Consider the following 19,385-nt stretch of genomic DNA (forward strand, 5'->3'; position numbering starts at 1 on the left):
TATTCAGGTCTGAACCTGACAACAGATGCACGGTGATTTACCGCTTCTATGCTTCCATCCGGAAGGAGCTGGAGCAAGAACTGTTTCTCCTCGATGCCAATATTCCGCAGAAGGTTCGTTTTTTGTGGCGGCGATACCGGATAACTATAAGCCGTTCAAACCTTTGCCCGAACCGACGGGCCTCATTTCGGGCTGCTCGACGTGCTGAAGGAGGCGGCGCATGTTCGCAGGCCGTTATCAGCCGAACTGCGAGGCAGGAGGACCGTCACAGCTTTCCAACGCGCCATTGCGCGGATGCGATGATGTGAGTGGCGAGAGCGGCGCGTCTGGGGTGACGAAGAGATTTCGGAGCGCCGAGAACATCGAACTGACGAAAAAGCATGCAGCTCTCGCCGCATGGCGCGCGGCAGCAAGCTGCTTCCCCTCGCGGATTCGCATCGGGCGTCACCATTTTTTTGCGGCGACATCCTTCAGAATCGCGTTGTCCAGGATCTGCTCGGCCAGGAGCTTCTTGAGCCGGGCGTTCTCGTCCTCCAGAGCCTTCAGGCGACGTACGTCGGATACGGTTGCAGTCATTGTCGGATCTACGACGATGCCGGACATAAGACACAGCGCCATCAGAGTGGTCGCATTGTTCTGAAACGATTTTCCTGGTTGGCACGACACATGCAGTCCGATGCGCAAACGCACTGCCGCGTCGCACCAACTGAGAAGAACTCATCCTATGATCACGCTCGCCGAGCATGCGCTCGCCGCCGCAAACAATGAGCTTTCCCGAGCGGACGGAAGCCTTTGCGCTTTCATTCTTCAGGTTGCACGGACATGACCGCATTCGATTTCCGCCCAACGCTGAATGCTCCCGACGATGATCCTTATCTTTGGCTTGAAGATATAGAAGGCGAACGGGCACTTGACTGGACCGCCAGCCAGTCGGCCAGGACACTGGAGCACTTCGGTGGAACGCAATTCGAGCGGGACCGCGCGGCCCTGACAGCGATCTTCGACCGTCCTGACAAGATTCCCTTGATCACCCGCCACGGTCACTACCTCTACAATTTCTGGCAAGATGCCCGCAACCCGCGCGGACTGTGGCGCCGAACCACCTTTGCCGCCTACATGAAGGCGGATCCCCAGTGGGAGCTCCTGCTCGATGTGGACGCCCTCGCCGCTAGCGACGGAGAGGACTGGGTCTGGGGGGGCGCGTCGATCGAGCCAGAGAGACGGGAAAGAGCCGTTCTACGCTTCTCGCGCGGCGGCAGCGAGGCGGTCGTGCATCGCGAATTCGATCTGGAGTCTGTTAGCTTCGTCGCCGACGGTTTCAACCTCGCGGAGACCAAGGGCGGGGTAAATTGGCTCGATCCTGACACGCTTCTGCTTTCCAGTGCGCTTGGTGATGGCATGGCCACCCGCTGCAGCTACGCGCGCACCGTGCGGCTGTGGAAACGTGGCGCGGATCCGCTCACCGCGCCGGTAATCTTCGAGACCGGTCCCGAATCCCTCGGCGTGTCCTGCCATCTGGACCGCACCGCCGAGAGCGAGCGCCTTTGGTTCATTGAGCAGGCGACCTTCTTTGAGAAGATCGGCCGAATTGGCGACAGGAGCGGGCCGAAGATGCGGATCGACCTTCCTCGGGACGCCTCGTGGAGCGGCTTCGGCGACTGGCTGGCGGTAAAGCCGGGCAAGCCGTGGACAGTGGGAGGGACGACCCATGCCGCGGACGCGCTGATCGGTATCTCGCTTTCCTCCTTCATCGCCGGCGGGCGCAGTTTTGCCACCCTCTTTGAACCAGGCGACAGGCGCTCCCTGCAGTCATTCTTCTGGAATAACGGGAAGCTCATTATCTCCTACCTCGTCTACCTCGTTCCGCGTTTCGACATGTTCACCCCCGACCGCGAGGAATGGACGCGCCGAGTGCTGGACACCGTGCCCGCCGAAGGGACTGTTCACCTTCGGTCGCTCGATGCGGAACATCTCGAGACCAACGGAGAGGTCCTCGTTTCGGCTCAGAACCCGATCAAGCCGCGGAAGCTTCTCCTATTAGACCTCAATGCCGCGGCGCCTCTCGGCGCTCCAGTAATCCTGAAGCGCAACCCGGAGAATTTCGACGCATCCGGGCTGGTGGTCACGCGCCACGAGGCAGTCTCGACCGGTGGGGAGATGATCCCCTACACGCAGGTCGGTCCGGCGAACGGGAACGGGGATGCCCCGGTTCACCTCACCGCCTACGGCGGGTACGGCATATCGCTCCTGCCCCACTACAACTCCTCGCTCGGCAAGCTGTGGCTCGAACGCGGCGGCACGTGCGTGGTGGCGAACATCCGGGGCGGCGGAGAGTTCGGCACCCGTTGGCACGAGGCCGGGCGCAGGGAGGGCAAGCGTCTCGCCCATGACGATTTCGCCGCCGTTGCCGCCGACCTCGTGCGAAGGGGCATTACGCTGCCGAGGCGGATTGCCGCCGAGGGCGGCTCAAATGGCGGCCTTCTGATCGCCAACATGCTTACCCGCTATCCTGAGCGTTTCGGCGCGCTGTTCTGCAAAATGCCGCTTGTCGACATGCGCCGCTACACCAAGCTTTTGGCGGGCGCGAGCTGGATTGACGAATATGGCGATCCCGACAAGCCGGAGGAATGGATTTTCCTAAAGGAAATCTCCGCTTATCACGTCGCGACGCCGGGACAGCCCTATCCGCCGATCCTGCTTGCCACCACGAAGCGGGACGGCCGCCTCCACCCGGGCCACGCGCGTAAGATGGCCGCAAAGCTGCAGGCTCTTGGCTATCCCGGTTACTTCTATGAGCCCGGCGCGGGCGGGCACGGCTACGGCAAGAACAATCGGGAGCGGGCCGCATTCATTGCCTTGGGCACCAATTTCCTTCGCAGTGCGATCGGCTGGCAAGCCGATGGCGTTCGATAGGTCAGCGGGACCAGACAAAGAGCAACGTTTCACTCAGTGGGTACAGGTCAATGGTTGCGAGCACGGCGCGAATAATGTGTGCGCGTTCCCACGCAAATTGCGCATGAGCGCTCCGCCAATCAAGATTTTTCGTAGTTCGGTCCACATTTTCTGAAGAGCAAGGAGAGAATATCATGGCGAGAAACCAAATGCGCGCGGCGCGGGGAGTAACAGCGGCCGTTGTCCTCATCGTGATGGGACAGCAGGCCGTCGCGGCGGACCTTGCGCAAGCCGCGAGCGTCCCGCAGGCAGGAGCCTCGGTCACGCAAGAGCCAAGTCCTTGGCAACTCCGCCTGCGTGGGTTGGGGGTCATCACCGAGGATTCGGGCTACGTCAATGCAGTGTCAGGCTCCGGTCTTTCCTACTCGAACACCGTGATCCCGGAACTCGATATCTCCTATTTCTTCACGGACAACATCGCCGCCGAGCTCATACTCGGCACCACCTATGCAAATATCGAGGGCCAAGGAACGATCGGCGCGCTGGGCAATGTCGGCAAGGTTTGGCTGCTGCCGCCTACGCTCACATTGCAGTATCATTTTACCAACTTCGGCGCTTTCAAGCCCTATGTCGGCGCCGGCGTGAACTACACGATCTTTTATAACCAGGATGCCGGCAGCGCCGATGCTCTCCATGTTAAGAACACGTTCGGCACCGCGCTGCAGGTCGGGTTCGACTACATGGTGGATCAGCACTGGGGCGTCAACTTCGACGTGAAGAAGCTTTTCCTCAAGCCAGACTTCGACGTCACGGTCGACGGCGCGAAGCTGACGGGAAAGGCGGAGCTCGATCCCTGGTTGATAGGCGCAGGTGTCACCTACCGCTTCTAACAACGAAAGGTGAAGGCGGCTGCTGATAGCCGATCGAAATGAGGGCGCCTCGTGCGCCCTTTTTTACGCTCGTCCCTGCACGGGCGGCACTTGAAGACTTGAAGAAGCCGTTGTCGACGGGCGGCCGCCCTCCTCCAGCGGACCAAGAAGGTACCCCTGGTCAATGCGGCCTCGACTAACGCCTGAAATGACGTGCTTAGATGCGCTTCGAATCAGGATGGTTGTTGGGTATTGTTGATGGACTGCCCGGCATCAGTCTCCCGGACGTCATGTCGGAGCTATGCGCCTGCGTAAGGCGAGCAGGGCCTCCCTCGACGCCGAAGATGCCTTGTTCAGCCTGCTGCGACAGCTGCTGTTCTTTTGCTGCAGGAGCGGTGGCTGGCGCCCAGAGGATGCATTCCTCGGCAGGCCAAGGCCTGCCTCCTGCCCCATGGCTTGACCCATGGCACGGTGCCGCGCTCCAGTTCGGCAATGATGCGGTCGGTGATCTCCTGATAAAGGCTGGCGCCGGGGCGCCCGCCCTTGCCTGCGCCAGCCTCTGTGCTGGCGGAACGCTTGCTGTTTGCACGCATCGTCTTATCCTCCGCTTCGCCGCGCCTTTCCCCGGAAGATCCCATGGGGCGGTGGAGGCAGCGCTCGATCCCAATCTCGCGTGCCTGCCCCCGTGAGTGGGGTGGGCGGCAGAAAGCGACCGGAAAGGCCCGCCGTGGTAGGCGGACCGCATCCGAAGGACCGGAACGAAGAGGAGGACCCTGAGCGGCACGCGAAGGGTTGCGGGCTGCCGCGGCGGGCCTAGAAGGGAGTGCCGCCCACCCCGCGCCACCGGGAAAGGCCAACAGACACACCGCGCCGCCCGCAAGGGCGGCGGCCGTCACAGCCCGAAGGGCTGCCCACGCCAAGGGGCGAAGCCGTATGGCCGAGACCGCCTGAGCTTACCGAAGAAAAGCGGGCTCGGTTCACGAGCACCTGGTGCGCGTCGCCAGGCGCGCGGGTGCTCCTGTCAGCAGCATGAAATGCCTGGAAAACCTTCTGGTCGAGTCTCATCAACCGCGGTTTCGTCGCTGCTTCCAGATCTATTCAGAATGAGGGTCGAGTAAATCGGCCGGCTCGATTCCGAGCACTCTGGCGAGTTTTGCCGCCTATCAATGCTGGCGCCATAGACCGAGCGCTCAAGTGCGCTGACATATGCTCGGTCGGCGCCAGCCTCATGGGCCAGCGCTTCTTACGACAATTTCTTTTTTGGCCATGCCTACGCAGATTGCGGGCAAAGACCTCTCGGATTTCCATGCACGAGAAGCCACCCTCTTGTCGAGGATTTCACCACGGAGGATTTTCTACAAAAATCAGAGACAACAAAGGGGAGCGGCTGCACGGCATCACTTTAGCGAGGGCAAATCCCGCTGAGCCGTGAACTCAAGGAGGTAAATCGTGAAGTTTGGCACCCAAACCAAGCGCTACGCTATCTACAGGTCACGAGAGCGACGCATTTGTGCCAGAAGCTCGCAAGGATCGATATCGAGAGCCTCGGTAAGGTCGAGAAACTCAATTACGTCCAGCCGACGTTCACCACCCTCATACTTGGCCACGAAGGATTGTGGGCGGCCCAGCATATCAGCAAGCTGGGTCTGGGTGACCCCTTTGGTTTTGCGCGCGGCAATCAGCCGTTTTAGCAGCCGGCGCTGGCGAGCTGATCGAAGGGATTTCGGCATCAGACGAACCGGCCAAGAAGGAACCGGCTCACCGACTAATCCCAGTTTCGGATTATCCCATTTTAGGATATTGTGCCGTGCGCGGGCGCGGAAGAGGTCTTAGGCGAGACATGAAATGGTAGACAGATTGTTCCAACCTGCTGTTGCCGACGAGGTCCCATGGGCGGAGAGCCTGACCGCTTACGACGATGAACACTTCACGACATATTTGAAGCTCATAGACGCATGCGCCGACAATGCGAGCGAAGAAGAGATGGCGCAGGCGATATTGGGCATCGATCCAGTGCAAGAGCCAACGCGCGCCCAAAGGGCGGTTCGCAGCCATCTCGCGCGCGCCCACTGGCTGGTGGTGGCGGGGTACAAAGAGCTGTTCTCTGGCCGCCAAAAGACCTGATGGTGGCGTTATAGAAGAAGACGCTTATAACCTCCGTTCATTAGCGAGCGCCCGCGCCTGACTGCACGGCGGACGCTGTCGCGAAGATGGTCACCGGGGTCGGCCCAGTCCTGCTCGACGCGGGCTCTGCCGAAGAGAGCAAGGCCGATTTCGCGGTGTGATGCGCCAGCGATGAAGCCGTCGAGGGCACGCAAGACTCGGCGCAACCGCGAGCAACGGGGCTCGGTCGGAAAGAATCCTGGTTGCAGCCTGCCGGTCCAACAGAGGCTGTTCAGACATTCCAACGCGTTCAGGCGTTGCTTCAGTTCCTCTGGTGACCAGAGGACGGAGGATGTCAATCGCACAGGTTCGAGGATGCTGACGCCGGAGGCAGCCAGCTGCAAGCTCTTGCCACTGTCCTCGACCAGGAGGTGCTGATGCCCGTCCCGCGTGACGAGTATGGAGATGCGGCAGGAGTGCGGGGCGAGATCAAGCAACTCGACCCCGCGCGGCCGCGCGGCCTTTTCGGCAACAACGGGCAAAACATGCGGACATTGGCAGGGGCACCAAAAGACGCTCGCATCAGTTCCTTTTGAGCTTGCAAAACAGAAGGCCCCACCGCGAGAGATCAACAGTGTTCGACGGCAGGCTGATAATATCCACGAACCGGGCGTTCGTGCGTTCGGCACCGCGCAACGCGTTCGCCAGATCCTTCTGGAAGTCCGGATTGCGCCTGAGGAATTCCCAGGCCCAGCCGCGGCTGGTGAGCTGCTCGACATAGCCATAGGCACGATCATCTTGCCTGTCCGGCCAAGCAGGGCCAGGTCTTGTTTCGTCCATTGCATCATTTCCAGAAAGCGTTGGATTCCAGGCTCAGGCGATCTTCATGACCGGTGTCCACAGCACCGGGCCCTTGAGCCCGCCATTGCGACGGAGGGCTTCCAAGCTCTCTGTCGAGACGTCGAGATATCCGACAACGGCACGTGTGTTGCCAATTGTCTGCGGATCGGACAACCGTTCGAGCGGCCAGCCGGCGCGACGCAAGATCCGCTCTATGCGCAGATCGGTTACGGTGACGATGCTGCGCAGACCGCGTGACAAACCAAACTCTACCATTCCGGCAAACAGCTCGTAGGTGGCAACAGCAATTCCCGCCTGTTTGGGCGCGGAAGGCGGCAGATCAAGCGCAAAACGGCTGCTTTCCCAAACCCGCGGATCTTCCGGCGCTGAACGGTCAGCAAGGAGAGCGGGGAAGCTATCGCGCAACATCGTCGATCCTGTAGTCGGCAAGAGGCGCACGCAGCCGTCGATGCTTCCGGCGGGCGCACGCAGCAACAGGTAGTGGGGACGAAGCGCGTCGAACGGATCGACCTCATAGCCGCCGCTGAACGAAACGTCCCAATCAAGTCGATCCCTGAAGACGCGATACCGCAAGCGGTGCATCTGCTCGAGCTCGTCGCTGAACTCAGCGTAGCAATCCGGCGTGATCAACTGCATCATGATGGCCTTCTCCCTCGCATGGATAACACCTGCGATTGAAGGCAAGGGCCGGAGTTGATACAACCTGTGTATGTGCCCAGGTTTCGGAGATCAGGTGAAGAGAGATGGCCGAGACAGTGCAAGCCGAACAGCTGCCTGAATAGCCGTCTTCACGCCAAGCTTATTCCTGGCGTTATCCCGATGATAGGCTGCGGTGTGCCGACTGATTCCCAAGATGCGGCCGATTTCCCACGCCGTCTTTCCGCGAGCGCCCACTTCAGACACTCCATTTCCCTTCGCGATAGGGTATTCGTATCGACGGCGATGTGGCGCTTGCGGCCGACAATCGTCTTGCCGGCGTCGTACCCTCTTGTTTCCGCTTGCGGAGCCTTGATCACGCCCCTCATGGGACTGGCGTCGCGCCCGACTCGCTCGCGGTCCAGCATCAGCGCCACGTCGTGGATGGTCTGGAACAGAAAGCGCCGCGCCAACTGGCGAAACCAGTCGTAGACCGTCTGCCAGGCGCCGAAATGGATTGGCAGCATTCGCCAGCCGCAACCCGAGCGCACAAGATAGCGCACCACGTTGATCACCTCACGGAATCAACCTCGCGCGGACGGCCGCGACGCCCAGGCTTGGGCATCAGCGGAGCGATCTGTTCCCACTCCTCGTCCGTCAGATCAGACGGATAGTCTTCTTAGCGATCTCTTCCGTGGCAGGTCACGTTCCGCTGTTCGATCGGGGCAGTCGGCCGACCGCATGGTGGCGATCGAGCTGCCGATAGATATGCGTACTTGCCGTGGCCGCAGCACCCCGGCTGCGCTGAGACGGCAGCTCGCCGGCAAGGACACGCCGATATCGTCATCGAGGACGTGATCCACGCGCAGCGCATTGGTTGCGCCGTCCGCAACTTGCCGAATGGACGCCACATAGGCGGCTGTCCGGTAGTCACCCAGATACGGTTGCTCTTCGATCAGATCGGCGATGCGTCCCCAGGTGCCACGCATGACGTCTTCCAGTCCGGAACGAACCAGATCGATTTCCGCGCCGCCTTCGAGGAACTCGTCGCGGATATCGGCGGGAAACTCCTTGCCGGTCATCCGTTCGAGCGCTGCGGCAATCGTCTGGTTGCGCCGTTCGCGCCGGCGTCTCTCCATCAGGGCGAATGGGATGAGCGATTTGCCCGGCACGATGTCGCTCACCTCGTAAAGGCTTATGACCGATGTCCGCAGCGCCTTGCGGCTTCGAAAGTCCGGATATGGATCAAGAGGGGTGGTGAGCTGACACTCGTTCCCCGAACCACGACCAGAAGGAAAACGTTCGTTGCCTGCAAAGTCAAAACTCCAAACTGAAATCCCGGATGAAAATCCTCTCCGATCGCTTGTCACGAGCATCGCAAGACAAACTGCGGAAGCACGCGCATGAATGCGAACGCCAACGGTCGGGCGGCGAGGTATCAGTGATGCAGTACAATTCTGCTGGCTTTCTGGAGAGTGTCGACCAGAACTTCCGTCGTGCCATGACGTTCCTCGATCTGCCCGAAGGATTGGCCGACCGGATCATTCAGTGCAACTCGACCTACACCGTGCGCTTCGGTCTCAGGCTGCGCGGCCGCGTGTATAGCTTCATCGGCTGGCGATCGGTCCACTCCGAGCACTGCGAGCCGGTGAAAGGCGGGATTCGCTACGCACCCGATGCCGATGGCGAGGAGGTGGAGGCGGTTGCAGCGCTGATGACGCTCAAATGCCCGCTCGTCGACGTGCCGATCGGCGGCTCGAAGGGCGCGCTCAAAATCGACCCGCGCGAGTGGACGCGGCAGGAGCTCGAGCGCATCACCCGCCGGTTCACTCAGGAACTGAACAAGCGTGGCCTGATCGGTCCCGGCGTCAACGTTCCAGCCCCCGATATCCGCACCGGCGAGCGGGAAATGGCCCGGACGTCAACGAGTTCCGCCGCGCGAGCCCGACCGATGTGGTCAACGCGCGCGCCTGCGTCACCGGCAAGCCACTGTCGAAGGGCGGCATCGCCGGCCGCATGGAGGTCACGGGCCGAGGCGTGCAGTTCGCCGTCCAGATTTTCCTTCGCGATTCACGTACCGAGGGACTGAAAGGCCGGCGCGATCTCAAAGATGCCTCGGTCATGGTCCAGGGTTTTGGTAATGTCGGCTATCATGCAGCCAAGTTCCTGTCGGAAGGCGATGGTGCTCGCGTGACGGTTGTGGCTGAACGGGATGGCTGTATCTCCAATCCGGGAGGCCTGGCCATCGAGGCGCTCAAGCAGCACCAAATCCGGACCGGCAGCATACTTGGTTTTGAGGGAGGCAAGTCGCACGCCAATGACATGGCCGGCATCGAACAGCCATGCGACGTTCTCATTCCCGCGGCAATGGAAAATGCCATCCATTCAGGAAATGCAGAGCGCATCAAAGCCCATCTCGTTGTGGAAGCTGGAAATGGTCTGATCACGTTCGAGGCGGACAAACTCCTGCGTTCGCGCGGCGTGGCGATCCTTCCCGATGTCTATGTCAATGCCGGCGGCGTGGTGGTGAGCTATTTCGAGTGGGTCAAGAATCTGACGCACATGGCGCGCGATGAGGTGATGAGTGCGCTCGCCGCTGTGTCCGAGGGCTTCGATATCTCGTTTCGGACGCGTCTCATATTGTCCGATGTTGCGGACGAAATAGTGCTTGAGACCGCTCTGAACGGAGAGGCCGAGTCCATCGTGACGCATAACGTCAGGGACTTCCGTCCGGCTCTCAAGCTGGGCGTGACCATTGCAATGCCGGGAGAGATCGTCAGGAGGCTGAACACATGACGCACACCCAACGCTACAAATACCCGCTGCAGTTGCCGCAGTCGCTCAAGGAGACGGCGGCGCGTCTCGCCATGGAGGATGGCGTGTCGCTCAATCAGTGGATCGTTTTGGCTGTCGCGCAGAAGATTGGCGCGGTGGAGACGGCCAGCGACTTTCTCAAGGCGCGTCCCGGTACGGCAAGGCGGGGCGATCTGGCACGGCTTCTGGACAGGGCACCGGATCCGCCGCCGCTGCCGAAGGACACCTTCTGATTTGCCAAACCGCCGCGCTTTTCCGGTGCGGCGGGCCGACAAAGACTGACCGCGAGTTAAGTTGACAATGCCGATGCGAAACTATCAGCGCCGGCGCGACCGTTTTCGCATCAATCTCACAAAGGCGGGCAGGGTTGTAGGAAGCCCCCTCCCCTGCCGCAAGCTTTCGATAAAGCCCAGCTTGTCCGTAGTGTCGATCCGGAGGCCGGGCGACGTGGTGCTCAGGGGATGTGACGCGCGAGATCTGCGATCCTACCCATCAGCGCTTCCATCGGTCCTCGCTGGAAGACGCGCAGCCAAAGAACCGCGAAAGTGCTTACAACCACGATGAAGCCAAAGAGCATGGACAGGCGCGAGACTCCTCCAAACAAATCTATTCCCACAATGTGCAGGAGATAGGCTATTCCCACAATGTGCAGGACATAGGCCGTCAAAGGCATCGAGCCGACCGCGATTATTGGCCAGACCAGCTTTCGCAGATGCGGGAGCGCATCCATAGCGAGCCAGCAAGCCGCCAAGACAATCATTGCGCAACCAGTGCTGCCCAGGATCGAGAACGTCGTCTTGCTATGAGGTGCGGCAATCCATGGCGACCAGGGAAGGTCGCCAACGTCCGACCACCACGAGGCGGACTCCTGCAAAGTGGCGGGTACACCAGAGAGTAAACGCAGCGCGAGCAGGATCCCCCATGGCCCGACACGGCTAGCGCGCCCCCAGCTAGACCAAGGCGCCAATGCATTGCTTGCGTACTAAGGTCAAGGCGCGCAATGGCCATGCCTGCGATCACGAAAGGAGCCCAGGTTATCGCGGGATAATCGCCGCTGACCATGAGCTCGAACACCGGGTCGAAGTACGAGCTCTCGGAGCCAAACACAAGGTGGGAGCGCACTTGCGGGAGAACTAATGCGGTCGCCGCAGCGAGCCAGCCGAGCTGCTGTGCGCTAAGCCGATAAAGCGGCAGGACCAACAAGAAGCAGATTCCGTAGTATGCCAAGATGACGTCGACCGACGTATCGAGGTAGGTCAGGATTGGGCCAAGCACCAGCAAAACAAGGGCACGAATTGCGACTCTGGCAATGGCCTGTCTACCGGCTACCCCAGACTTCGGCGCCTTGCGACCGATAATCAGGAGGATCGAAAAACCGGCCAATACGGTAAACAGGGCGGACGACCGCCCATGGGTTAGTTCCATCAGATTCCCGACTAGTCCTCCTTCGAGGGGGTGGGACCGACATGGGCGGCATACATGCCGAAGACAGCCAGGCCGCGAGCAAGGTCGATGCCGACCAGCCGATCTACGGCCGACCTATCGCTCGCGTCTGCAATCGGCGCGCTCTTCGCCATGGTGGGTTTCTTCCTTGGTGGTGTCGATCGCAGGGACCCGCGACAGGAGAGCCGGTCGTTTGCTGCCGTCGTCTCACCCTGAAGGGTTCAAAGATCGTGCCAATCTGGCGGATCGAGCCGGCGACAGAGGTTATGCTTGCTGTTCAGCTCTTTAGCCTGCGGGAAACAACAGATCAGGTCACCACGCCTGTGGCGCGGACCTGACAAACCCGACAAAAGGTGTCGCGGAGCGCCATTTTTGCAGGGATCGCGGGCCGGCGGCGAGAGGCTCAGCCACAGCGGATGATCCGATCAGCACGCCCCGGCACCGCCGGTGACGGCCGCCCCGGGTGTCAAGGCCAGGGCTTGAACCCTGGGATAATCTGTGGTGGTATGCCTAACCGGGATGTCGGCAAGGATCGGGATTTCGACGGCGATTGCCTGGATCGCGAGCGGCAAACGCGCGCGTCAGTCAGCGACACGGTGCGATGTCTGCTCCGGCTCGACCGGGTTGCTGCGGGTCAAATCAGGACCCGCGGCAATATAATTTACCGCGGTGATTTTTCTTTTATACGCGCGACGAGCTCTTCGTCGTCGACAAAGCTGTCGAGGAAGTCGTTCCACTCGTCGGTCGAAGGACGAGCATGGGCGAGCATTTGTCTCAGCTCGTCAATCCCATTGTCAGTGAGAGCGGTGATTGCCTCGTCCGTGCCATCGTAGACGCTGATGATACTGCCGCAAGGTAAGCGGTGCGCCCAGGCACCCTTCCCGAAATCGTCTTGATAGTTAAGTCGCTCGACGTGGTCGAAAGCACTAGGAGTAGCTCTGTGACGAAGCATCAGATTGAAGTGATCACCGGATTCGGTTGTCTCCCTGGATCCGGGACTAATTGGCCCTCCCTTCTCCCTCGCATCGATAACACCTGCGATTGAAGGCAAAGGCCGGAGTTGATACAACCTGTGTATGTGCCCAGGTTTCGGAGATCAGGTGAAGAGGGATGGCCGAGACAGTGCAAGCCGAACAGCTGCCTGAATAGCCGTCTTCACGCCAAGCTTCTTCCTGGCGTTATCCCGATGATAGGCTGCGGTGTGCCGACTGATTCCCAAGATGCGGCCGATTTCCCACGCCGTCTTTCCGCGAGCCGCCCACTTCAGACACTCCATTTCCCTTCGCGATAGGGCAACGCCATCCACGATCCTGCCGTCGGCCAACTTGCGACAGGCATGAAGATGGAAGAAGACCGCGATGAGCTGCAGCACGCGGTCATATCGGTCAATCAGGCGGAAGAACAGTGGTCGCCTTTCATCCGAGGCGAAGGTCAGTGCTGCAAACGTACCGGTGCTGTCATGGATCGGGATCGTGAAGCCGCAGTGAATGCCAAATTGCGTCGCCTCATCCATCAATAGTCGCTGCTGCGTCGACAGTTCGAGATGAGCACCGTGCGCATCCCAGTTGAATGGTTCCTGACCACCACGCGCCTGATGGATAACCGGGTCAATCTTTTCATACCGACTGTGAAGGTAGTGAGATGTCCAGGATCGAGGATAGGTGGAAATCAGGCGCACCTTGCGGCCCTTGCCGGGCGAAGGGAAAAGATAGGCAAAAGTGGGCAAATCGAGCGAAGAGGCTATCTCGCCCAGAGCGTTGCGCAGGTCCGTCGCGTCAGCGCTGTCTGCTATCTGCTCTACAAATCGATGAAAAACGTCTTGCATAGCTAAACTGTAGTGAGTTTGCCCACGGCTTCTCGCCCCACATATCGGAGCCCAGACGGGTAGACCAAAGCGCAGCCATTGAGGAAAGGAGGCCCGGCAGGAGACTGAGCTCCGTGCCGGGCCGGTGCGCCTTGGGAGGGCGATATGTGCTTCGACAGCGCTCTTATCGACACCGAGACCTCATTCCAGCGCCATCTCTTAGCAGGCGATAGTTGTCATCCTTGGGTTTGCACTTCCTTACGGTCGGGGTGTCTGTTTGCGGGCGGTTGAAGACTCTCTCCATGGAGTAGCTCAACCTAACGGAAGCTTGCACATTGGCGGTCGTCTCTGAAAGCGTCACCTATACAATTCTGCAACAGCCTACGTTGCGGTCTCGGACGCGAAGGCGGTATTGTGTTTCGAGATTTGCGTCGCATTTTCGGCATCGGCTCGCACACCCTCCATGCAAGTTGCCTTGAAAGCGAAGCGGATTCGCGCGCGATAGCCCATGACGCCACAGGGGCTCCCGGAGGTGATATCCTGGTCGATTCCGAGTGGGAGGCGTCATTCGTCACGTCAGATCATATCGCGCCCTCCACCTTCAGCGCGCAATAGGTCGTATCGACCGATTTTGCAGTCGCATCGACGATGATGTCGATCTCTTTTCGGGTAATGATCAGAGGTGGGGCATAGCCGAGAATATCGCCATGCGGCATAGCGCGGCCGATGACACCATTCTCAAACAGAGCAGCGGCGGCGCGCACGCCGACCTGAAGTGCAGGTTCAAATGGTACCCGCCCTTTAGGATCCCGCATCAGTTCTACCGAGGACAAAATGCCGACGCCGCGAACCTCGCCAACAATGGGATGTCCCTCCAGTTCGGCTTTCATGCGGGCCTGCCAGTACGGTCCGACATCCCTGACATGTTCCAGGATGTTTCTTTCTTTTAGCAATTTGATGTTGGCAAGCGCGGCCGCCGCGCAAAGCGTGTGACCGGAGTACGTCCAGCCGTGGCCGAGCGGCCCGTGCTTCTCAGTTCCTTCTTCCAGGACCGACCAGACGCGGTCGCCGATAATTGACCCGGAGATGGGCAGGTAGGCTGAACTCACGCCCTTAGCGATCGTTACAAAATCCGGACGCATGCCATACAGGTGGGAACCGAATTTCTCACCGGTTCGCGCGAAGCCGCAGACCACTTCATCGGCGATCAGAAGGATATCGTACTTGTCGAGTACGCCTTGAATTGCCGCCCAGTATCCCTTTGGGGGCGGAACGATGCCGCCGGTCCCAAGCACCGGCTCTCCGATAAAGGCTGCAATTGTCTCGGGGCCTTCAGCGAGGATAAGGGCTTCAAGTTCGCTAGCACAGCGCTTGGAGAACGCGTCCTCACTTTCGCCGTCGTGCGCCTGGCGATAGTAATGTGGCGTCGTCGTATGGCGCACCAAATTCAGAGGCAGGTCGAAGAAATCGTGAAAAAAGGGCAGGCCTGTCAGGCTCCCGGTGACCAGTCCAGACCCGTGATATCCGCGACGTCGCGAGATGATCTTCTTTTTGTCAGGGCGACCGAGGATATTATTATAGTACCAGACCAGCTTGATGTTGGTTTCGTTGGCATCGGAACCGGAGAGGCCGAAATAGACCCGTCGCATGTTCTGACCGAAATATTCGACCACGGCCTCTGCCAAGAGGGCGACTGGCTCCGTGCCTTGACTAGCGTAGACATGAGCGAACGGTAACTCGTGCGCTTGCCGGGCAATGGCGTCGGCAATCTCCGTGCATCCATATCCCATATTGACGCAGTAGAGTCCGCCGAAGCCATCGAGGCTCTTGCGGCCGTCGGTGTCCCAGATATAGACGCCCTCCGCACCAGCCATTATCCGGTTCGGCGTCTCGCCACGGCTGTGCTTGGCCAAGTGCGTAGACGGATGAAAGACGAAGTTTCGATCCTTCTCCCGGATTTGTTCGGTTCCCAGATTGCTCGAGCGCATCGTCCCTCTCCTCGCGATACAATGGCGGAGGCACTCGGCCGGCCAACTCATTAGCAAGTAGCATACCGGAAACAGCTCTCGTGTTTCGCGGGAATGCACGTTTTTAGCCGGCGAATTCGCGGAATCAGGATCAGTTGCCGTGGAAACCGAGCTTTGGAGTGTACCTTTGCCAATGAGCGGACACCAGGCCGTCCTCCTGCGACAAGGTAACCAGAACCTGCTCGACATAGGTGGGAACACGTCGCCGTAAGCGAAAACGAGCCTTTTGAACCTACTGCCGTGCCTAAGCGGCCAGTCGCCCAGAAAGTTAGGGACTAATTCGCGTCGACCGGTTAGTCTACGGCCGCTCCAACCATCTCGTCCAGCGTGATGTCTTTACGCGCATTAACCAGCCCGACGATGGAGGCTTTATGCGCATTAGAAACGGGAAGCGCGTCCGCTGACGCGGCGTCGGCGCGCGATATTCGCGCTTGCGAACGAGGGACTACGGCGGTATCCAAACCGCTCCGCGTCTTGCCGTACCGACATGCGTCAGGCCGGAGCCTTGAGGAACGCGATCGAGGATTCGCTCAATGCTCTTGCAATCATCCACCTCAGCAAAGTGGATTGCATCACCAGCGGATGGCCGTCGTCAAATCGCAGTCGAGTCGTCGGCTCCAGGATGTGCTCTAGATTTTTCTTGCATATACGTGTGGTCGGGCTCGCCAAGGCTCGACACCGGTGTCTTCACACCAGTAGACTCTTCCGTCGCTAAGCCAGAAATGGCTTAGGCACCCTTTAGTTCTCCAAACAGAGGGATGCAATGTTGGCCGGCCCCCCAGGCTCACCTCGATGCGCCACCTGGGGTTATGTGGTGGATGCGTTGGTAACGAGACCACCTCGCCACACCCACAGGGGCATCTAAAGATCGCCCAGTATGGTCGGCCTTTCTGCACGACGCTGATGAACTGTCCCGGCCGAACCGTGTCATTGGGAGGCGTTTTTTCAACGACTTCGCTGCGAGCGAAAAGTATATTCGCGGGTCGCGCCTCAGAAGGATTTCGGATCGCGGACGTTTTTGGACGGCGTGGGCCGAGAACGATTTCCTCTAGCCACCGCACGACTTTTAACAGCCAAGACCGCATGTGAATATTACAGCTTGCCGAGTGACGGCATGCTGAGCCGGTAGCCATTCTCCGGTGCGAGCAATAAACCATGTGGACCGCAGCAAAAACAATCAGCGTTGTCCTTTGGCATATTGCTGCGAATGACCATGTGCACGAAGTCGTACCATAGATTGTCGCGGCGAATGTCGCTCGGAAGCCGCCGATAGGGGCGCACCAGATCAAAGAATGTCGCTACGACCATGTCGGCAGTCGCACTTGTGAAGGGCCCGACTCCGGGCGCCCGCTCCCCGCCCCCGACCAGATAGTACTCTTCCCGGAGCGTCTCTGGATCCAGCTCCGCCAGCTTCGGACGCGCCTTCAGTGCACTCTCGTAGCTGAGCTTTTCCTCGGTGACGACGCCTTGGCATCTTAAGCACCCACCAAATTCGGGAAGAACTGTGCTAACCCGGCCTCTATGATCACGTAGGTACGGCTGACGGTCCTGGTCAAGACCAATGTTGCCGGTGAGCCCGCAGTCGATAAGCCCTTGGCAGTAATAGTACACTGCTTGATTGAGAACTTCCCTTCCCGCGACATCGTCAGTACAGCCGAACACCAGGTCGGCGCTGGAAATCGCATCGACCGCTTCTGGAGACTCGTTCACATACGCCTCAATGGCAACGACAGTCACCATCAGGCCCAGATCTCGTATGTATCGGGCTAACGTGGCAGCTTTGCTCTCGCCTACATCGCAACGGCGATATCCGCGGACGCGGTTGAGATTGCTATCTTCGAGCAAATCGCCATCGATAATGATGAGTTCGCCTACACCCGCGCGGGCGATGAGTGTGGCGACTGAAGATCCTGTTCCGCCTCCTCCGACGATTGCTACGCGCAACGATCTGAGCTTCTCGTTGAACGGCTCGCCAAAGGCAGCTTCTTGGCGCCTTAGCACTTCCGATGGTGCAGCATCGTCCGTGTTGCTGATGTGAACTGCCAGCTCCGTGCCGAGCACACAAACATGCCGGACGTCGGTCACGCGGTGAGGGGCCGCACCCGGACGAACTCTCGCACGCCAATGTCCGTCGGCCAAAATCATCGCAACAAGTGACACCTCAGGGCCGTTGCAGCCAGCATATCCCCTCAGAATGCTTTGTTCGTTCTGATCATCCTTCGTCGAGAAATCCAGAACGCCCTTTGGATGACTATGGGCAAACCCCAGTTCGAGCCGCTCCTGCTCGCAACGAAAGTAGATATCCTGGAACTTGCGCAGATTAATGCGCAAGTGCACCGGGGAGCTGTCCAGCACCCAGTCGCCATCCATCTCAATCACGTCAACAGCCACAAAACGCGCTGACGGCGGCAGACCCGGTACAGTTCTCTCCATTTTGCGGAAGAGGACCAGCGCACCGCGCTCGTCACCGTCAGGGTGCCCGGTCAACCAGCTCTTGAGCCTATTGTCGAGCGAACCGGCAATCGAAATGCGATGTCCGTTCATGAGCGCCTCGCGTCAGGGTACTTAAACGCCCACGAGATCCGGTCCATGATAGTCTGGACGTCGTCGACCTTTGGCTTCCAGGGATTTTTATACCAGTGTCTGGACCATCGGCAAAACACTGTCCCCTTGTGCGTACGCGAATCCTCATTGGGACCAGGCCCGCCAGTATTTGGTATTGGCTCGCCGTCTGCCCGATGGAGGCGTGGGTGAACCCAGAACATGTCGCCACCCGAGCTATTGTAATTCTCCGGAATAACATACAAGACATCGATCGCGTCTGTTGGTTTACCACCTGCCTGATAAATCCCTTCCGGCAGCGGAAAGCTTTTGAATATAAGAAAACGGGTGCTCTCTTCTTCTTCAAAATTGACGCCGGCTTTGTGGAGTGTCTCGTAATCGGAATCGAACAACAGGGGCATTATTCGTCTCCGGCTTCGGAACTTGCATCCTGGGCGTAAAACTTTTCGATCCCCGAAGGCAGCAAATCGATTGGGTCATCGCGCCCAACCAACTGGCCGGGCTGGCCCGGCCTTTTCACATAGAGGTCCATGCTATCTGGTATGCCAGGGCCTACACCTCGCACCTCAGCGCCGGTTATGAACCGGTTGTCCCATTCATAGCTTTCGTTTTCGATTTTGAATTTGAACTTCTCTTTCGCAGCCATAAGCTTTGATCCTTCTCTCGCAGTTTTGGTTTCAAGATAGCTCAGGCGCATCTATCCCTCTTCTCCCGTTGATTGAGGGAACGCTCGACCAGCCGCCTCTTATACGGGAAGCGTTCCTTTGGGTTTCACGGGAATGCGCGTGTTTCGCCACGGAATTCGCGGAATGGAGATCCAATCCCGTGCAAATCAAGGCTTGGGAGTTTACCGTTGCCTTAATGCAGATAGGGGGATCGGCGCATTGGATTTCACAGGTTTGGTCACCACAAGGCTATAATATTGATCGATCCCCAGACCTGCCTGCAGCAATCCCTCCATGAAATCCTGATAGGCAGCCATGGAAAGAGTTGCGACGCGCATCAGATAATCGATCCTCCCGCCGATTGCCCAGCAATCCAGGATTTCCGGAAATTCTTGGATCGCAAACTCAAAGTGTCTTTGGTCCTCGAGGCGATGACGATCCAGCACGACCTCCACCATTACAAAGACCATGCCACCGATGAGGGCTGGACTCAGCCGCGCGTAGAATCCCTCAATAATCCCTCCAGCTTCGAGTGCCCGGAGCCGCTCCGAGCAAGCCGAGGCCGACAGGTGAACGCGCTTTGCAAGCTCGCTTTTTGAAATCCTGCCCTCCGACTGAATCGCTGAAAGAATCCGGATATCCCTGGCGTCCAGGCGCACAGGATTGGGTTGTTTTGCCTTCATGACCTTCTGCTCTAGAGCCATTTTCG

General features: G+C 59.2%; 18 protein-coding genes and 6 pseudogenes. 5 read left to right on the forward strand and 19 right to left on the reverse strand.

Features of this window, described 5'->3' with window-relative positions:
• Positions 1-450 precede the first annotated feature (450 nt).
• Positions 451-564 (reverse strand): annotated as a pseudogene (locus NKH43_RS22735) (IS3 family transposase); the annotation flags it as partial.
• A 258-nt stretch (positions 565-822) separates the two neighbouring features.
• On the opposite strand from NKH43_RS22735, the gene NKH43_RS22740 reads away from it, so the two are divergent.
• Both NKH43_RS22740 and NKH43_RS22745 read left to right on the forward strand, forming a co-directional pair.
• Complete coding sequence (locus NKH43_RS22740) at positions 823-2,913, forward strand: prolyl oligopeptidase family serine peptidase (RefSeq protein WP_352859984.1); 2,091 nt, start codon at positions 823-825, stop codon at positions 2,911-2,913.
• Between the two features lie 173 nt (positions 2,914-3,086).
• On the forward strand, positions 3,087-3,782 hold the full coding sequence (locus NKH43_RS22745) for an OmpW/AlkL family protein (protein ID WP_352859986.1): 696 nt from the start codon (positions 3,087-3,089) through the stop codon (positions 3,780-3,782).
• Between the two features lie 378 nt (positions 3,783-4,160).
• Here the strand turns inward: NKH43_RS22745 and NKH43_RS22750 are convergent.
• Together NKH43_RS22750 and NKH43_RS22760 are read right to left on the reverse strand one after the other, a co-directional pair.
• A pseudogene (locus tag NKH43_RS22750) lies at positions 4,161-4,354 on the reverse strand (ArdC-like ssDNA-binding domain-containing protein); the annotation flags it as partial.
• A gap of 891 nt (positions 4,355-5,245) precedes the next feature.
• Positions 5,246-5,491: a helix-turn-helix domain-containing protein gene (locus NKH43_RS22760; protein WP_352694248.1), complete on the reverse strand. Its 246-nt coding sequence runs from the start codon at positions 5,489-5,491 to the stop codon at positions 5,246-5,248.
• Between the two features lie 115 nt (positions 5,492-5,606).
• On the opposite strand from NKH43_RS22760, the gene NKH43_RS22765 reads away from it, so the two are divergent.
• A complete protein-coding gene (locus NKH43_RS22765) occupies positions 5,607-5,885 on the forward strand; it encodes a DNA -binding domain-containing protein (RefSeq protein WP_352753675.1) in 279 nt (92 codons plus the stop codon).
• 8 nt (positions 5,886-5,893) lie between these two features.
• Here NKH43_RS22765 and NKH43_RS22770 read toward each other — a convergent pair whose 3' ends face one another.
• The 6 genes and pseudogenes from NKH43_RS22770 to NKH43_RS22795 all read right to left on the reverse strand — a co-directional run.
• Positions 5,894-6,553, reverse strand: a complete 660-nt coding sequence (locus tag NKH43_RS22770) for a DUF2285 domain-containing protein (RefSeq protein ID WP_352859988.1) — start codon at positions 6,551-6,553, stop codon at positions 5,894-5,896.
• Positions 6,447-6,704 (reverse strand): transcriptional regulator domain-containing protein, encoded by a 258-nt coding sequence (locus NKH43_RS22775; RefSeq protein WP_352859990.1) that lies wholly within the window; start codon positions 6,702-6,704, stop codon positions 6,447-6,449. The genes NKH43_RS22770 and NKH43_RS22775 overlap by 107 nt, the downstream gene beginning before the upstream one ends.
• Positions 6,705-6,737: 33 nt before the next feature.
• Positions 6,738-7,364, reverse strand: a complete 627-nt coding sequence (locus NKH43_RS22780) for an acyl-homoserine-lactone synthase (RefSeq protein ID WP_352859992.1) — start codon at positions 7,362-7,364, stop codon at positions 6,738-6,740.
• Between the two features lie 90 nt (positions 7,365-7,454).
• Positions 7,455-7,648 (reverse strand): annotated as a pseudogene (locus NKH43_RS22785) (helix-turn-helix domain-containing protein); the annotation flags it as partial.
• Positions 7,649-7,651: 3 nt separating this feature from the next.
• Positions 7,652-8,034: pseudogene (locus tag NKH43_RS22790) on the reverse strand (transposase); the annotation flags it as partial.
• A gap of 211 nt (positions 8,035-8,245) precedes the next feature.
• A pseudogene (locus tag NKH43_RS22795) lies at positions 8,246-8,515 on the reverse strand (glutamate dehydrogenase); the annotation flags it as partial.
• A gap of 347 nt (positions 8,516-8,862) precedes the next feature.
• Here NKH43_RS22795 and NKH43_RS22800 point away from each other — a divergent pair.
• A pseudogene (locus tag NKH43_RS22800) lies at positions 8,863-9,926 on the forward strand (Glu/Leu/Phe/Val family dehydrogenase); the annotation flags it as partial.
• A gap of 227 nt (positions 9,927-10,153) precedes the next feature.
• Positions 10,154-10,408 carry a toxin-antitoxin system HicB family antitoxin gene (locus NKH43_RS22805; RefSeq protein WP_352859996.1) on the forward strand — a complete coding sequence of 85 codons (255 nt, stop codon included), beginning with the start codon at positions 10,154-10,156 and terminating at the stop codon, positions 10,406-10,408.
• 221 nt (positions 10,409-10,629) lie between these two features.
• Here NKH43_RS22805 and NKH43_RS22810 read toward each other — a convergent pair whose 3' ends face one another.
• The 10 genes from NKH43_RS22810 to NKH43_RS22855 all read right to left on the reverse strand — a co-directional run bounded on the left by NKH43_RS22810 (position 10,630) and on the right by NKH43_RS22855 (position 19,359).
• Positions 10,630-11,142, reverse strand: coding sequence for a DUF418 domain-containing protein (locus tag NKH43_RS22810; protein ID WP_352859998.1), 513 nt, complete (start codon positions 11,140-11,142; stop codon positions 10,630-10,632).
• Positions 11,143-11,611: 469 nt separating this feature from the next.
• Positions 11,612-11,752 carry a hypothetical protein gene (locus NKH43_RS22815; protein WP_352860000.1) on the reverse strand — a complete coding sequence of 47 codons (141 nt, stop codon included), beginning with the start codon at positions 11,750-11,752 and terminating at the stop codon, positions 11,612-11,614.
• A 527-nt stretch (positions 11,753-12,279) separates the two neighbouring features.
• A complete protein-coding gene (locus NKH43_RS22820; RefSeq protein WP_352860002.1) occupies positions 12,280-12,570 on the reverse strand; it encodes a Rossmann-fold NAD(P)-binding domain-containing protein in 291 nt (96 codons plus the stop codon).
• A 144-nt stretch (positions 12,571-12,714) separates the two neighbouring features.
• The gene (locus NKH43_RS22825; RefSeq protein ID WP_352860003.1) at positions 12,715-13,443 is read right to left on the reverse strand and encodes a LuxR family transcriptional regulator; all 729 of its coding nucleotides are present in this window, start codon (positions 13,441-13,443) and stop codon (positions 12,715-12,717) included.
• A 560-nt stretch (positions 13,444-14,003) separates the two neighbouring features.
• Positions 14,004-15,410: an aminotransferase gene (locus tag NKH43_RS22830; protein WP_352860005.1), complete on the reverse strand. Its 1,407-nt coding sequence runs from the start codon at positions 15,408-15,410 to the stop codon at positions 14,004-14,006.
• A 668-nt stretch (positions 15,411-16,078) separates the two neighbouring features.
• Positions 16,079-16,606, reverse strand: coding sequence for a ubiquitination-like system serine protease family protein (locus NKH43_RS22835; RefSeq protein WP_352860007.1), 528 nt, complete (start codon positions 16,604-16,606; stop codon positions 16,079-16,081).
• Positions 16,542-17,993, reverse strand: coding sequence for a HesA/MoeB/ThiF family protein (locus NKH43_RS22840; protein ID WP_352860008.1), 1,452 nt, complete (start codon positions 17,991-17,993; stop codon positions 16,542-16,544). Before NKH43_RS22840 ends, NKH43_RS22835 begins: the two co-directional genes overlap by 65 nt.
• Positions 17,990-18,412, reverse strand: coding sequence for an E2/UBC family protein (locus NKH43_RS22845; protein ID WP_352860010.1), 423 nt, complete (start codon positions 18,410-18,412; stop codon positions 17,990-17,992). The genes NKH43_RS22840 and NKH43_RS22845 overlap by 4 nt, the downstream gene beginning before the upstream one ends.
• Entirely contained in the window at positions 18,412-18,708 is a 297-nt protein-coding gene (locus NKH43_RS22850; protein WP_352860012.1) for a hypothetical protein, read from the reverse strand. The genes NKH43_RS22845 and NKH43_RS22850 overlap by 1 nt, the downstream gene beginning before the upstream one ends.
• 150 nt (positions 18,709-18,858) lie before the next feature.
• On the reverse strand, positions 18,859-19,359 hold the full coding sequence (locus NKH43_RS22855; RefSeq protein ID WP_352860014.1) for an Lrp/AsnC family transcriptional regulator: 501 nt from the start codon (positions 19,357-19,359) through the stop codon (positions 18,859-18,861).
• Between the last annotated feature and the right edge of the window lie 26 nt (positions 19,360-19,385).

The sequence above is a fragment of the Mesorhizobium sp. M1163 genome (assembly GCF_040318415.1).
In the GTDB taxonomy this organism is placed as follows: domain Bacteria; phylum Pseudomonadota; class Alphaproteobacteria; order Rhizobiales; family Rhizobiaceae; genus Mesorhizobium.